This window comes from Humibacter antri (assembly GCF_054777235.1).
Map to the genome: position 1 here is coordinate 23,419 of NZ_BAAHAW010000022.1, position 12,173 is coordinate 35,591.

Genomic DNA, 12,173 nt, shown 5'->3' on the forward strand with positions numbered 1-12,173 from the left:
GCCCTTCGGTGACTCGTGCCCCGGAGGTAGCGTGCTGACATGGACGCCGAGCAGGTCACGGAATGCATCACGTATCACGGGGAGGGGCCGATCTGGGATGCGGTGCGCGGGCGGCTGCTCATCGTGGACATGCTTCGCGGCGTGGTGCTCGACCTCGGCGACCCGAGTCGGGGTCGGCTGGACTCGGATGCCGTGCCTCGGCATCGCGTCGGTACGGTAGCCGCGGCGCTTCGCCCGCGGTCGGCAGGCGGGTTCGTGGTGGCGACGGAGCACGGCTTCAGCCTGTTCGATGCCGACTTCGTGCTGGAGCGGCAGTTGCCCGACGTGGTGACGGATGCCGGCATCCGCATGAACGATGGCGGCTGCGATCCGCAGGGTCGCTTCTACTGCGGCACGATGGCGTACGACGAACGAACGGGTGCCGGCACGCTGTTCCGGCTGGAACCAGACGGCGCGACGAGTGTCGCGTTCGGCGATGCGACAGTATCGAACGGGCTGCAGTGGAGCGCGGACGGCGGCACGGCGTTTTACAACGACACCCCGACCCAGTGCATCGACGCGTTCGACTACGACGGCGAGACGGGCGGGTTCTCGAACCGCCGGCATCTCGTGGAGATAGATCCGTCGCAGGGGCATCCGGACGGGCTGACCATCGACGCCGATGGCGGGCTGTGGGCGGCGTTGTGGGGCGGCGGCAAGGTGCACCACTACGACCCGGACGGGCACCTGGCCGATGTGATCGCCGTTCCCGGCGTCAGCAACACGTCGGCGGTCGCGTTCGGCGGACCCGACCTCGACGTGCTCTATATCACCACCTCGCGTGAGGGCATCGCCGACGGTGAGGAGCCGTTCGCCGGCTCCGTCTTCGCGGTGTCGCCCGGCGTGCGCGGGCGCATCCTGCCCGCCTTCGCCGGCTGAGGCGGCACCTTTCGCGGAATCGTGGGGGTCGGCGGCGCAAGCGTGCGGTTCTTCCGGAGTTGTGAACGTTGCGCGGGCCTCACTCGTCGCTGCGCACCCGGAAGCGCACGGTCGTGCGCAGCAGCAGGGCGGCCAAAGCCAGCACCACGATCGTGGCCGCGAAGATGAGCGTCGCGGTCGCGTAGACCGCGGGCGTTGCACCGTATTGCAGCGTTCCGTACAGGTACACCGTGAGCACGTTGACCGTCGGGGTCGACAAGAAGTTCGCGATCACCACGTTGTCGAACGCGAACGTGTACGCGATGATGGCGGCCGCCGCGATCGCGGGCCCGAGTTGCGGCAGCACGACGAGGCGCAGGGTCGCAAGGCGCGATGCACCGAGGTCGGAGGCGGCATCCTCGATCCCGGGATCGAGCGTGAGCACCCGTGCGCGGATCACGAACGCCACCACCGAGATGCTCGGCGGTGTGAGCGCCGCGATCAGCGTGAACTCGCTGAGCGGAATGCGGGTCTCGGTGTAGAAGAGAAGCAGCGAGACGCCGAGCACGGTGTCGGGCACGATCAGCAGGATGTACGTGAGCGCCGCGAGCAGGCGCCGCACGGTGCGATTCGGGTTGCGTGCGAGCTCGAAGCCCAGGATCGTGCCGATCAGCATTGCGATGACCGCGGCCCAGAACGCCACCACGAGGCTGGTCTGCGTCGCCTGCCGGATGGTCGGATCGCCGACGGCCTGCGCGTACCAGTCCCACGAGAAACCGGTGAACGCGGAGGTCTGCTTGCCGGCGACGCCCACGTTGAACGAGTACACGATGGCCGTGACGATCGGCGAGAACAGGAACACGACCGCAACGCCGAACCAGAGCCACAGAGCGACTCCGACAGCCACCCGCGGGCCACGGGAGCCGACCGGTGGATGCCGCTCGGCTCGCGTTGCTCGCTCAGGAGAGCGGCCGGGCGCGCGCAGCTGGGTGGGTGCGGTCATCCTTCGGCTCGCTTACCGGATCCTGAGCGAGCGGGGAGGGCGCCGTCCTGAGCCCGTCGACGGGCCGGAGGGTGCTCTGTGCGGTCGGGCGCGTCGCCCGTAGCGTCGAAGCCGCGCGTGAGCCGCACCAGCAGCGCGACGATCACCGCGATCGCGACCACCAGCAGCACGACCATCGCGGAACCGAGCGCGTAGTTCTGCGACTGCACGTACTGCGCCGAGATCGCCTGCGCCATGAGCAGGCCCTTGTTGCCGCCGAGCAGCACGGGGATCACCAGCTCTCCGAGCATCGGCACAGCCGTGAGCAGTGCCGCCGTGGCGATTCCGGGGCGGCTGAGCGGAAGGATGACCGTGAAGAACACCGCGGACGGCGACGCGCCGAGGTCGTGGCCGGCCTCGACGACCTCGGGCGGGATGCGATCGAGCACGACGGCAAGCGCGATGACCGCGATGGGGAGGTAGACCGCGATCGTTCCGATCACGACGGCGGGAATCGAGTCGAGGATCGTGAGAGGCGAGTGGAGCAGGCCGGTGGCTCGGAGCATCCGTTCCAGCGGGCCGCCCTGCGCGAGCAGGATCTGCCATGACATCACACGGATGAGCAGGCTCGCCAGGTACGGCACGAGGATGAGCGCGAAAGCCACGATCTTGAATCGGCCGCTGCGCCGCGCGATGGCGTACGCGATCGGGTACGCGAACACGAGGCACGCGACGCTGGAGCCGACGGCGAATGCCAGCGTGCGCAGGAAGGTCTGCAGATAGAGGGGGCCGAGCGCCTGAGCGTAGTTGTCGAGCGAGAAGCCGAGCGTGACGGAGCCGAATCCGCTGGTGCCGAACGAGTAGACAAGCGTGAAGCCGAGCGGCACCAGGAACAGCACGGCGAGCCAGGCGAGCGGGATGGCCGCCAGCACGTGGTCGCCGGTGTTGCGTCTCACGGCGTCATCCTCCCATCCCCCGGCCGTGCGTTCACGCCCGCATCACCCGGCCGTGCGTTCACGCCCGGGTGATGCGCCGACATGACGGTAAACGCTCTCCCGCCGAGAACATGCCGATCTGGCATGTACTGGATCGGATGTCATGTTGAAGGGAGCCACGGAGGCTCCGTTCGGACCGGTGGACGGGATTCACGCTCCGGCGGACGGTGACTCACGCCCCGGCGGCGGCCTGCACCTTGTTCTGGATGTCTTGGAACGTCGGGTACGTTTCGGGGTTCACTATGAAGCTCGAGAGCTTGTCGAAGTCGACGTTCGGCCCGCCGAAGATGAGGTCGGATTGTTTCACGTTCGACGGCATCTTGCCCTTGAGTCCCTTGAGCGACGCCGGGTAACCGAGATAGACCGTTTCGTTGAGCTGCACGGTCGGCGTCAGCTGATACTCGAGGAACTGATAGGCGCGCTCCGCATCGGGCGCACCCTTCGCGATCGAGAAGCTGTCCACCCAGAGCTCGCTCGTCGGCCCCGGCACGACCCACTTCAGCTTCGGATTGAGCAGGATGGCGTTGCGCGCGTACGCCTGGTTGGCCTGAGCCATCACGATGGCGCCGCTGGCCATGGCGTTGGCGTCGAAGGCGGAGAACGTCTTCAGGTGTTTGGCGAATCCGGTGAGAAGGTCCGCCGTGCCCTCGATGTCGCTGAGCTTCTTCGTGTTCCAGTCCTTGCCCTGGATCCACAGGGCCGGTCCGACCGTCTCCTCGGCGGCACTCGTCATGCGGATGCGCCCGCTCACGTTCGGCTTCGCACCGGCGTCGAAGAAGTCCTGCCAGGTCTTGATCTCGCCGCCCGTGGCATCCGGATCGTAGACGACCCCGAGAAGACCCCAGTCCTTGGGGATCGAGTATTTGTTGCCAGGATCGTAGTTGCGGTTCAGCAGTGTCTGGTCGAGGTTCTTCAGGTTGAGTCGACTGTGGTCCAGTTCCTCGAGCAGGCCCTTGTCGGAGATCTGCTTGATCCAGCTCGACGAGGGCACCACGACGTCGTAGCCGGCGCCGGCGGCCGAGTTCAGCTTCGTGTACAGCGTGTTGTTGTCGGTGTACGTGGAGATCTTCGGCGTCACCCCGTACTTCTTCGCGTAGGCGGCCAGGTCGTCCTGAGAGAAGTAGTCGGGCCAGGTGTAGATGTTCAGCTGGCTCGTGAGCTTCGCAGACGCGGTGCCCGACGACCCCGATTCCGGCGACGAGCACGCCGCGAGGAATGCTGCGACGGGCGCGAGCGCTGCGGCGCCCAGGACTGCGCGACGACTGACGGGATGCGCAGAACTGCTCATGAGAAGTTCCTTTGCTGTGGGAGCGCGCCGCGACCGGGATCGCCGGCGCCGCGCACTCGACGGTGATGGGGTGCCTCAACCTTCAAAGGTAACGGCCGCACGCGGGGCGCAAGCCGCGAACGTTCACCCGGCGTAACGTCGCGGTGCGGTGCCACGATGGGCGGCCCGCGCGCTGCGCCGGAGAACGCACGATGGGCCGGAGAACGCACGATGCGCCGGAGAACGCACGCTGCGCCGGAGAACGCACGCTGCGCCGGAGAACGCACGACGGGCCGGAGAACGCACGATGCGCCGGTGCACTGCGCCGATCCGTTGCGGCCGATCGTGTGAACTGCGGCCGATCGTGCGGAGTCCGGCGCTCAGCCCTGCGCCTCGACCTCCTCGTACCGCCCCGACTCCAGGAACGTCTTCAGCCACGACGCGACCAGAGGCCATCCGCCCGAGATGTCGCCGAGGATGACGCTGCCCGGCTCGAATCCGGTTTGCATGATCACGAGCTTCGTGAGGTCTCCCTGCCGGGAGAGCTCGTAGGTCACGGTCGAGTTGGGCTCACCGGCGGCCTTCGCGCGGAACTCGTCGTCGAAGCCGATCGCCTGCATGAACTCGGGGGTGTAGGTCTGCCAGCTGTACGACAGGCGGTTATGCGGGTCGTACTCCTTCACGACCATCTCCGGCTCGGCGACGCGCACGTTGCGGTTCGGGTGCGAGATGGCGAGTGGCGAGCCAGGCGCCCAGTCCGTCTCGAACTCCATGCCCCAGTACCTGCGCGTGAAGGCCGGGTCGATGAGCGCCCTCCAGACGAGCTCCTGGGGAGCCTCGATGTAGGTGGTGTAGACGAACTCCGTCTGTGCGGTCGCGCTCGCCGGCGAGGCCAGGCGCCTGCCGCCCGCTGCCTGAGTTGTGGTGGTCATGATGCTGCTCTCCAATGCGGACTTGAGATCGGAGACCGCATTGATGCGGTCCCGGTCGTACTTGCGGATCCAGCGTTCGGAGATGGCGTTGATGGGGTCGGCGTTCAGGTAGTGGAGCTTCTGGCGGCCTCGGCGCACCGTCGTGATGAGGTTCGCCTGTTCCAGGATGTCCAGATGCTTGCTCACGGACTGGCGGGCCATGTCGAGGCCTGCGCAGAGTTCGCCGAGCGTCTGACCGGAGCGGTCGTCGAGGCTGTCGAGCAGCCTCCTGCGGCTCGGATCGGCCAGCGCCTTGAACACGTCGTCTTGCATCGCGCCATTCTCTCAAAAATGCAGTCGATCGGCTGCATATAGAGAATAGGCAGCTGGATGGCTGCATGTCAAGCGATGGGCCAACGCCGCTCGCGAGACGTCGATACCCTCGTCAGACTTCAGCGGCTGTGAGTTGTCTCGTCGGCGACGCGTAGAGTCGCCGCCATGGGAAGGGATGGCCCGGATTCGCACATCGAGCATGCGCGAGCCCTGTCCGACCGCGTCGCCGACAGCGGTGACACCGATCGCGCGCTGCGGTCGGCCGTGCTCGAACGTGCTGCAGGCGGTGCTGCTGTTCCGGAGCCGTACGACGAGCTGGTCGGGCAGATCGCCCGAGACTCGGCGCGGGTGACGGATGCCCAGGTGGCCGCCGTGCTGCGCGCCGCCGGCACCGAGGGGAAAGCGTTCGAGCTGATCCTGACCGCCGCGATCGGAACAGGGCTGCACCGCTGGAATGCCGCAGAGGCCGTGATCGAGGAAGCGTCTGATGCGTCTGACTGAGGTCGATCGCGGCGACACCCTGCGGCATCGAGCACTGATCGCGATGATCTCGCGGCTGACGGGCATCCGTCTGCCTGATGCTGCGCGAGTGGCGTTCTATCACCGCGACTTCGCCGGCCCCGTTCTGGGTGGGTGGACGCAGAGGGCGATGCGTGCGGAGAGCGGATGGAGCGTGTACGAGCGCGAGCTCATGGCCGCTGCCGTCGCGTCGTGGAATGCGTGCCCGTTCTGCGTGGGCGCACACGGTGCGATCGCCGTGCGCGGCATCGATCGCGCCGTCGTCGACGCCGTGCTGAACGATTACCGCACCGCCCCCATCTCGGATCGGCTGAAAGCGGCGCTGGCCTTCATCGAAGTTCTCACGCGCAGTCCGGACGAGCTCACGGCCGCCGACGCCCGAACGGCACTCGAAGCCGGAGTCTCACTCGACGATCTCCGAGACGCCTCGGCGGTGGCGAGCATCTTCAACGTGATCACCCGGTACGCGAACGCGCTCGCCTTCCAGGTGCCGAGCCCGGAAGAGTTCGAGAAGGCAGCAGGCATGCTCCTCAAGCGCGGCTACTCCTGAGCGGTCGCGCCTGGGCGGCGTGAGCGGTCGCGCCTGGGCAGTCAGGCCCGAGCGGTCGTGCCTGAGCGGTGGGGCCTGCGCGGTGGGGCCTGAACGGTCGTGCCTGAGCGGTGGGGCCTGCGCGGTGGGGCCCGACCCGTCAGGCCTGAGCGGTCGGCCCGGCAGTAGCCGCGGCACCCGGAGGTCAGTCGGAGGGCACCGGGGTGACGACGAAATCGTCGAGGTTGTGCAGTTCGCGGCGAACGTGTGCCGACGCGTGCTCGGCGACGTGCGTCGCGTCGTGCAGGCTCGTGGCATCGGTCATCACCACGGCCGAGCCGATGAGGCGGTGCCCGCTCCAGCGCAGCTTCATGCTCTGGATGCCCGTGACTCCGGTCGTGTGCCCCAATGCGTGCTCGACCCGTTCGAGCAGGTGCGGGTCGACGGCATCCATCAGGCGTGCACCGATCGACTTCACGGTGCCCCAGAGCAGTGCCAGGATCGAGATCGCGATCAGCAGACCGATGACCGGGTCGGCGAGCGGGAAGCCGAGAAGCACACCGATCGCCCCCAGCACGACCGACAGCGAGGTGATGCCGTCGAGCCTCGCGTGCACGCCATCTGCCATCAACGCCGCTGAGCCGATTGTGCGTCCGACCCGGATGCGGTAGACGGCGACGAGCTCGTTCCCTGCGAACCCGATCAGGCCGGCGACGATCAGCCACCAGGCGTTCTGCACCGGCTGCGGATGCACGAAGCGGTCGATCGCCTCCCAGCCCGCGACGACCGCGGAGAGCGCGACGACGAAGACGATGAACAGGCCGGCGAGGTCTTCGGCGCGGCCGTAACCGTAGGTGTAACGGCGAGTGGCGACGCGACGGCTGAGCACGAACGCGATCCACAGCGGAACGGCGGTGAGGGCATCCGCGAAGTTGTGGATCGTGTCGGCCAGCAGCGCCACCGAGCCGGTGAAGAGCACGAACCCGAACTGCAGAAGCGTCGTGCCCAGAAGGATGAACATCGAGACCTTGACCGCGGTCACGCCGGCCTTGCTCGCCTCGAGGGCGTCGTCGACGGAGTCCGCAGCGTCGTGCGTGTGCGGAACGAAGAGGTCGTAGAGGAATCCCTTCACGCCGCCATGCGGGTGCGAGTGCGAGTGCGAGTGTTCGTGGTCGTGCCCGTGGTCGCCGGGACGCGGGTGGTCGTGGTCGCCGGGATGTGCGTGGTGGTGGTCGTGGTCGGGGGCATGCGCGTGCCCATGGGCGTGCCCGTCGGCATGCCCGTCGTCGTGTGCATGAGGATGCCCGTGCTCGTCGGGCCGGTGCGTGTGCGGCTGGCTCACTGCGGCGACTCCGCCTCCGCCTGCGCGTGGTGGTGGCGCGGCGCCCCTCCCAGCGAGTGCTCGGCCTGGAAGATCGCGTCGGACACGAGCTGCCTCGCGTGCTCGTTCTCCAATCGGTAGAACACGCGCTGTCCGTCTTGACGCGTCGCGACGATGCGAGCCAGACGCAGCTTCGCGAGGTGCTGCGAGACGGCCGACGGCGGTTTGTCCACGATGTCGGCCAGATGGTTCACCGAGAGCTCCTCGACGTCCCGCAGCGCGAGGATGATCCGTACCCGAGTGGCGTCAGCGAGCATAGAGAACACCTCGACCGCGAGTTCCACGAACTGGCTGTCGACCTCACGACCGCATATCGGCTTATCCGCATCCATACGCAGATGCTAACTTAAGCGAGCGGATGCGACGCGCCCGGCCCGTGCTGCGCACTCAGCCCGTGCTGCGTGCTCGGCCCGTGCTGCGGGCACGGCGTACAGGCCGGCTCACTGCATCTTTTCTGCTGCCGCCACTACCGTTGATGTCGAGTTTCGCAACAGCTTCTTGCCTGCCGACCGGCGGCATCCGTCCGAAAACCCCGAGGATCATGACTGACACGATCGAGACTACGACCACCGAACTCGGAACGAGCCGCGTCAAGCGCGGACTCGCGGAGATGCTGAAGGGCGGTGTGATCATGGATGTCGTCACTGCCGAGCAGGCGAAGATCGCCGAAGACGCGGGCGCGGTCGCCGTGATGGCGCTCGAGCGGGTGCCTGCCGACATTCGCGCCCAGGGCGGGGTCGCACGCATGAGCGACCCCGATCTGATCGACGGGATCATCGAGGCGGTCTCCATTCCGGTCATGGCGAAGGCGCGCATCGGGCACTTCGTGGAGGCCCAGGTGCTGCAGGCGCTCGGTGTCGACTACATCGACGAGTCCGAGGTGCTGTCGCCGGCCGACTACGTCAACCACATCGACAAGTGGCCGTTCACGGTACCGTTCGTGTGCGGTGCGACGAACCTGGGTGAGGCACTGCGGCGCATCACCGAGGGGGCGGCGATGATCCGGTCGAAAGGCGAGGCCGGAACGGGGGATGTCTCGGAGGCGACCAAGCACATCCGTGCCATCACCTCTCAGATCAGTGCGCTGAAGTCGAAGTCGAAGGACGAGCTCTACGTCGCTGCGAAGGAACTGCAGGCGCCGTACGACCTCGTTGCCGAGGTGGCGGCGACCGGTAAGCTGCCTGTCGTGCTCTTCACCGCCGGCGGTGTCGCCACCCCCGCCGATGCGGCGATGATGATGCAGCTGGGCGCCGACGGCGTGTTCGTCGGTTCGGGCATCTTCAAGTCAGGGGATCCCGCCAAGCGTGCGGCGGCGATCGTCAAGGCGACCACGTACTACGACGACCCGGACGAGATCGCGAAGGCGTCCAGGGGGCTCGGTCAGGCGATGGTCGGCATCAACGTTTCCGACGTTCCTGCGCCGCACCGTCTCGCTGAGCGTGGCTGGTAGCGGGCGCCCGGTCGGCGTTCTCGCACTCCAGGGTGACTTTCGCGAGCATCTGCATGTGCTGCGTGAGCTCGGGGCCGAGGCAGTGCCGGTGCGACGGGCGGCCGAGTTGGAACAGGTTGGCGGCCTCGTCATCCCGGGCGGCGAGTCGACCGTCATGGACAAGCTCAGCCGGTCGTTCGGTCTCGCCCAGCCGATTCGCGATCGGATCGCGGCGGGGATGCCGGTCTACGGTACGTGCGCCGGCCTGATCATGCTCGCTGACGAGCTGGTCGACGCGGCTGAGGGGCAGCGGACGATCGGCGGCCTCCACGTGACCGTTCGGCGAAACGCGTTCGGCAATCAGAACGACTCGTTCGAGACCGATCTGTCGATCGCACAGCTCGGCGATCCCGCGGTGCATGCCGTGTTCATCCGTGCCCCGGCAGTCGAGCGGATGTCTGACGGCGTCACCGCGCTCGCGGCGCTCGCCGACGGCCGGGTGGTCGCGGTCGAGCAGGAAGGTCTGTTGGCCACATCGTTCCACCCCGAGATCAACGGGGAGCACCGGTTCCACCGACGCTTCCTGCAGCTGGTGGCGGAGTCCTGAGGCCCTCCGCGCGAGGCTCCCGCGCGCAGGTCGCTGTTGCGCGGGGAGTTGCTTGACAACGACCTGCGAATGCGAGAGCCGTCACGCACGAGGCCGACGCCGGAGCGTTCGGCGTCGGCCTCGTGCGTACAGCCGTCGACGTTCTCAGACTGACGATGTGCCGGTCACTGGGCCGGAGGCATCAGCACCGAGTCGAGGAGGTACACGGTCGCGTTCGCGGTGTGCACACCGCCGCAGATGACGTTCGCGTCGTTGACCTTCATGTTGTCACCGCTGCCGGTGATCGTGACGTCCTGACCTTCGACCGTCTTGTGCGTGCCGTCGATGGCGTCAGGCGCGAGCTGTCCTGCGATCACGTGGTAGGTGAGCACCGTCTTCAGCGTGCTCGCCCCTGCGGGGGTGCCGAGCGTGGCCAGTGTCGATGCCGGCAGCTTGGCGAACGCCGAGTCGACGGGCGCGAACACGGTGAACTGGCCGCCGTCGATGGTATCGACGAGGTTGACGGCAGGGTTCAGCTTGCCGGAGACCGCCTTGACCAGTGTGGTCAGCATCGGGTTGTTAGAGGCCGCCACCGCGACCGGGTCCTGCGACATGCCTTTGATCGAACCCGCACCGGTCGGCACCTGCTTGGCGTAAGCGGCGCATCCGGGGCCCACGAGACCGGCCGCAGGATCAGCGGCGGCGGATGCACTGGGCTTGTTCGTCTTCATCGAGGAGCTCTTGCTCGTGCTGGTTCCGTTGCCGGAACAGCCGGCCAGGGCGAGAACGGTGAGTGTGGCAACGGCTGCCGCCGCGACGGTGGTGCGCTTTCTGTTGAACATCGTCAGTCTCCTTCGAGTGCTGTGTTCGAGGCGCGATTGCAGCCTCCACAACTGACTTCGGAGCCACCGGTCGAACGGTTTGGAGCAGCTTGACGCACACCGCGCCGAAGCCGGGGCGCGTCAGCTCGGCATCACGTATCCAGTGGCGATCGACAACGACCTGTCCACCTGGACCAACTACCGCAACCGATACTGGCCGGCGGACTATCTGGTCGACGCGAAGGGCGTCGTGCGCAACGTGCAATTCGGCGAGGGCGACTACGCCGCCACCGAACGGATGATCCGCACACTGCTCGTGGATGCCCACCCCGGCATCAGGCCGCCGCCTCCGACGGAGACCAAAGACACCACACCGACAGTGAACCTGACTGTAGGTTCTGAGCGACGATGGCGGATTCCACGACAAATTGCGGACACTTGGCAGATCCGCCAAGTAGCTCGGAATCTCTCATCGAAAAAGCCAAGCGCATGTTCAGCTAAGTTCCAGGCCGACAGGGCGTTTACCGTACCCATGCGTGCATTTTCACCGTGCGGGTCTTACGTGCATCGAGGAGCTGCGCTGACGTGCGCGATCGGTGGCTGTGGATCGCAGCGCGTTGAGGGACCCTCTTGCGTGCTGTTGGCAGTTTGCTGCGTTGCGAGGGCCCTACCGACGGCGTCGGTCGGGTCGATCGGCCGGATACTAGCCCTATGTGGTCTCGGGCGATGTTGGCTGCGATTGGTGCAACAGTCGTGGTCGTGGCCTTGTCGGCGTGCTCGTCGACACAGCCGACGGCTTGCTCAGCCGTTGGGATCTCATCGTCTGTTCGCGTGCACGTCACCGGCAGTCTCACGCTGGTCCGCGACGTCGGGTTCTGTGTTGGCGTCGCCTGTACTCCACACCGGTTATCCATCAAGGTCGAGGGATCAACGCCTGCACCGATCCCGATCGCCCATCAGGGCAACGTGTGGACGGTGCCGAGCGGCTCATCGCGCCCGGCTCATGGGCGAGTCGCAGCGTTTGATAGCTCCGGCGACATTCTGGCCAATGATGTCGTCGCGTTGAGCTGGAAGAACGACGGCACGTCCACTTGCCCCGGCCCTTACACTGCCAACGCGAACCTTCACGTACCGACGTAACAGAATCCAGGGCCCGGAGACCCTTCTATGGCTGTTGTCAAGGCGTGATGGTGATGTTTGTGGCGAGGGTTCGGTAGATCTGTCGTGCGATGTAGCGCTTGAGGATTCGGCGGATCTCGCGTGCGGTTTTGCCTTCGGCGAGGCGTCGTTGCTTGTAGGCGCGGGTGTCGGGGTCGTTGGAGAGGCGGACGCGGGCGACGACGTCGAGCGCACTGTTCAGTTGTCGGTCTCCGTTGCGGTTCAGCCGGTAGCGGGTGGTGTTCCCGCTGGATGCCGGTATCGGTGAGGCGCCGGCGAGAGCGGCGAATGCGGCTTCGTCGCGGACGCGGCCGGGATGGGAGTACGCGGTCAGGAACACGGCTGCTGTGACGGGTCCGACGCCT

General features: G+C 66.8%; 13 protein-coding genes. 5 read left to right on the forward strand and 8 right to left on the reverse strand.

The genetic code is table 11. From position 1 onward, the window contains the following. Positions 1-39 precede the first annotated feature (39 nt). The gene (locus ACYVDK_RS10675) at positions 40-918 is read left to right on the forward strand and encodes an SMP-30/gluconolactonase/LRE family protein (protein WP_460521490.1); all 879 of its coding nucleotides are present in this window, start codon (positions 40-42) and stop codon (positions 916-918) included. Between the two features lie 79 nt (positions 919-997). Here ACYVDK_RS10675 and ACYVDK_RS10680 read toward each other — a convergent pair whose 3' ends face one another. The 4 genes from ACYVDK_RS10680 to ACYVDK_RS10695 form a co-directional block, all read right to left on the reverse strand. Further along, on the reverse strand, positions 998-1,900 hold the full coding sequence (locus ACYVDK_RS10680) for an ABC transporter permease (RefSeq protein WP_460521492.1): 903 nt from the start codon (positions 1,898-1,900) through the stop codon (positions 998-1,000). After that, complete coding sequence (locus ACYVDK_RS10685) at positions 1,897-2,835, reverse strand: ABC transporter permease (RefSeq protein WP_460521494.1); 939 nt, start codon at positions 2,833-2,835, stop codon at positions 1,897-1,899. Before ACYVDK_RS10685 ends, ACYVDK_RS10680 begins: the two co-directional genes overlap by 4 nt. 211 nt (positions 2,836-3,046) lie before the next feature. Then, positions 3,047-4,162 (reverse strand): polyamine ABC transporter substrate-binding protein, encoded by a 1,116-nt coding sequence (locus tag ACYVDK_RS10690; protein ID WP_460521496.1) that lies wholly within the window; start codon positions 4,160-4,162, stop codon positions 3,047-3,049. Between the two features lie 359 nt (positions 4,163-4,521). Then, entirely contained in the window at positions 4,522-5,385 is an 864-nt protein-coding gene (locus tag ACYVDK_RS10695; RefSeq protein WP_460521498.1) for an ArsR/SmtB family transcription factor, read from the reverse strand. A 165-nt stretch (positions 5,386-5,550) separates the two neighbouring features. Between ACYVDK_RS10695 and ACYVDK_RS10700 the strand changes: the two genes are divergently transcribed. Next, entirely contained in the window at positions 5,551-5,886 is a 336-nt protein-coding gene (locus ACYVDK_RS10700; protein WP_460521500.1) for a hypothetical protein, read from the forward strand. Further along, the gene (locus ACYVDK_RS10705; RefSeq protein ID WP_460521502.1) at positions 5,873-6,454 is read left to right on the forward strand and encodes a carboxymuconolactone decarboxylase family protein; all 582 of its coding nucleotides are present in this window, start codon (positions 5,873-5,875) and stop codon (positions 6,452-6,454) included. The genes ACYVDK_RS10700 and ACYVDK_RS10705 overlap by 14 nt, the downstream gene beginning before the upstream one ends. 184 nt (positions 6,455-6,638) lie before the next feature. On the opposite strand, the gene ACYVDK_RS10710 is transcribed toward ACYVDK_RS10705, so the two are convergent. Then, on the reverse strand, positions 6,639-7,775 hold the full coding sequence (locus tag ACYVDK_RS10710; RefSeq protein ID WP_460521504.1) for a cation diffusion facilitator family transporter: 1,137 nt from the start codon (positions 7,773-7,775) through the stop codon (positions 6,639-6,641). Continuing rightward, on the reverse strand, positions 7,772-8,146 hold the full coding sequence (locus tag ACYVDK_RS10715) for an ArsR/SmtB family transcription factor (RefSeq protein WP_460521506.1): 375 nt from the start codon (positions 8,144-8,146) through the stop codon (positions 7,772-7,774). The genes ACYVDK_RS10710 and ACYVDK_RS10715 overlap by 4 nt, the downstream gene beginning before the upstream one ends. Positions 8,147-8,355: 209 nt before the next feature. Here ACYVDK_RS10715 and pdxS point away from each other — a divergent pair, with 209 nt between their 5' ends. Beyond that, a complete protein-coding gene (gene pdxS, locus ACYVDK_RS10720) occupies positions 8,356-9,264 on the forward strand; it encodes a pyridoxal 5'-phosphate synthase subunit PdxS (protein ID WP_460521508.1) in 909 nt (302 codons plus the stop codon). Further along, positions 9,254-9,850, forward strand: coding sequence for a pyridoxal 5'-phosphate synthase glutaminase subunit PdxT (pdxT, locus tag ACYVDK_RS10725; protein WP_460521510.1), 597 nt, complete (start codon positions 9,254-9,256; stop codon positions 9,848-9,850). Before pdxS ends, pdxT begins: the two co-directional genes overlap by 11 nt. Before the next feature lie 164 nt (positions 9,851-10,014). Here pdxT and ACYVDK_RS10730 read toward each other — a convergent pair whose 3' ends face one another. Both ACYVDK_RS10730 and ACYVDK_RS10735 read right to left on the reverse strand, forming a co-directional pair. Further along, positions 10,015-10,671: a fasciclin domain-containing protein gene (locus tag ACYVDK_RS10730; protein ID WP_460521512.1), complete on the reverse strand. Its 657-nt coding sequence runs from the start codon at positions 10,669-10,671 to the stop codon at positions 10,015-10,017. Positions 10,672-11,827: 1,156 nt separating this feature from the next. Further along, positions 11,828-12,173 (reverse strand): transposase (locus ACYVDK_RS10735; RefSeq protein ID WP_460521514.1); only part of this gene is annotated, 346 nt, incomplete at its 5' end.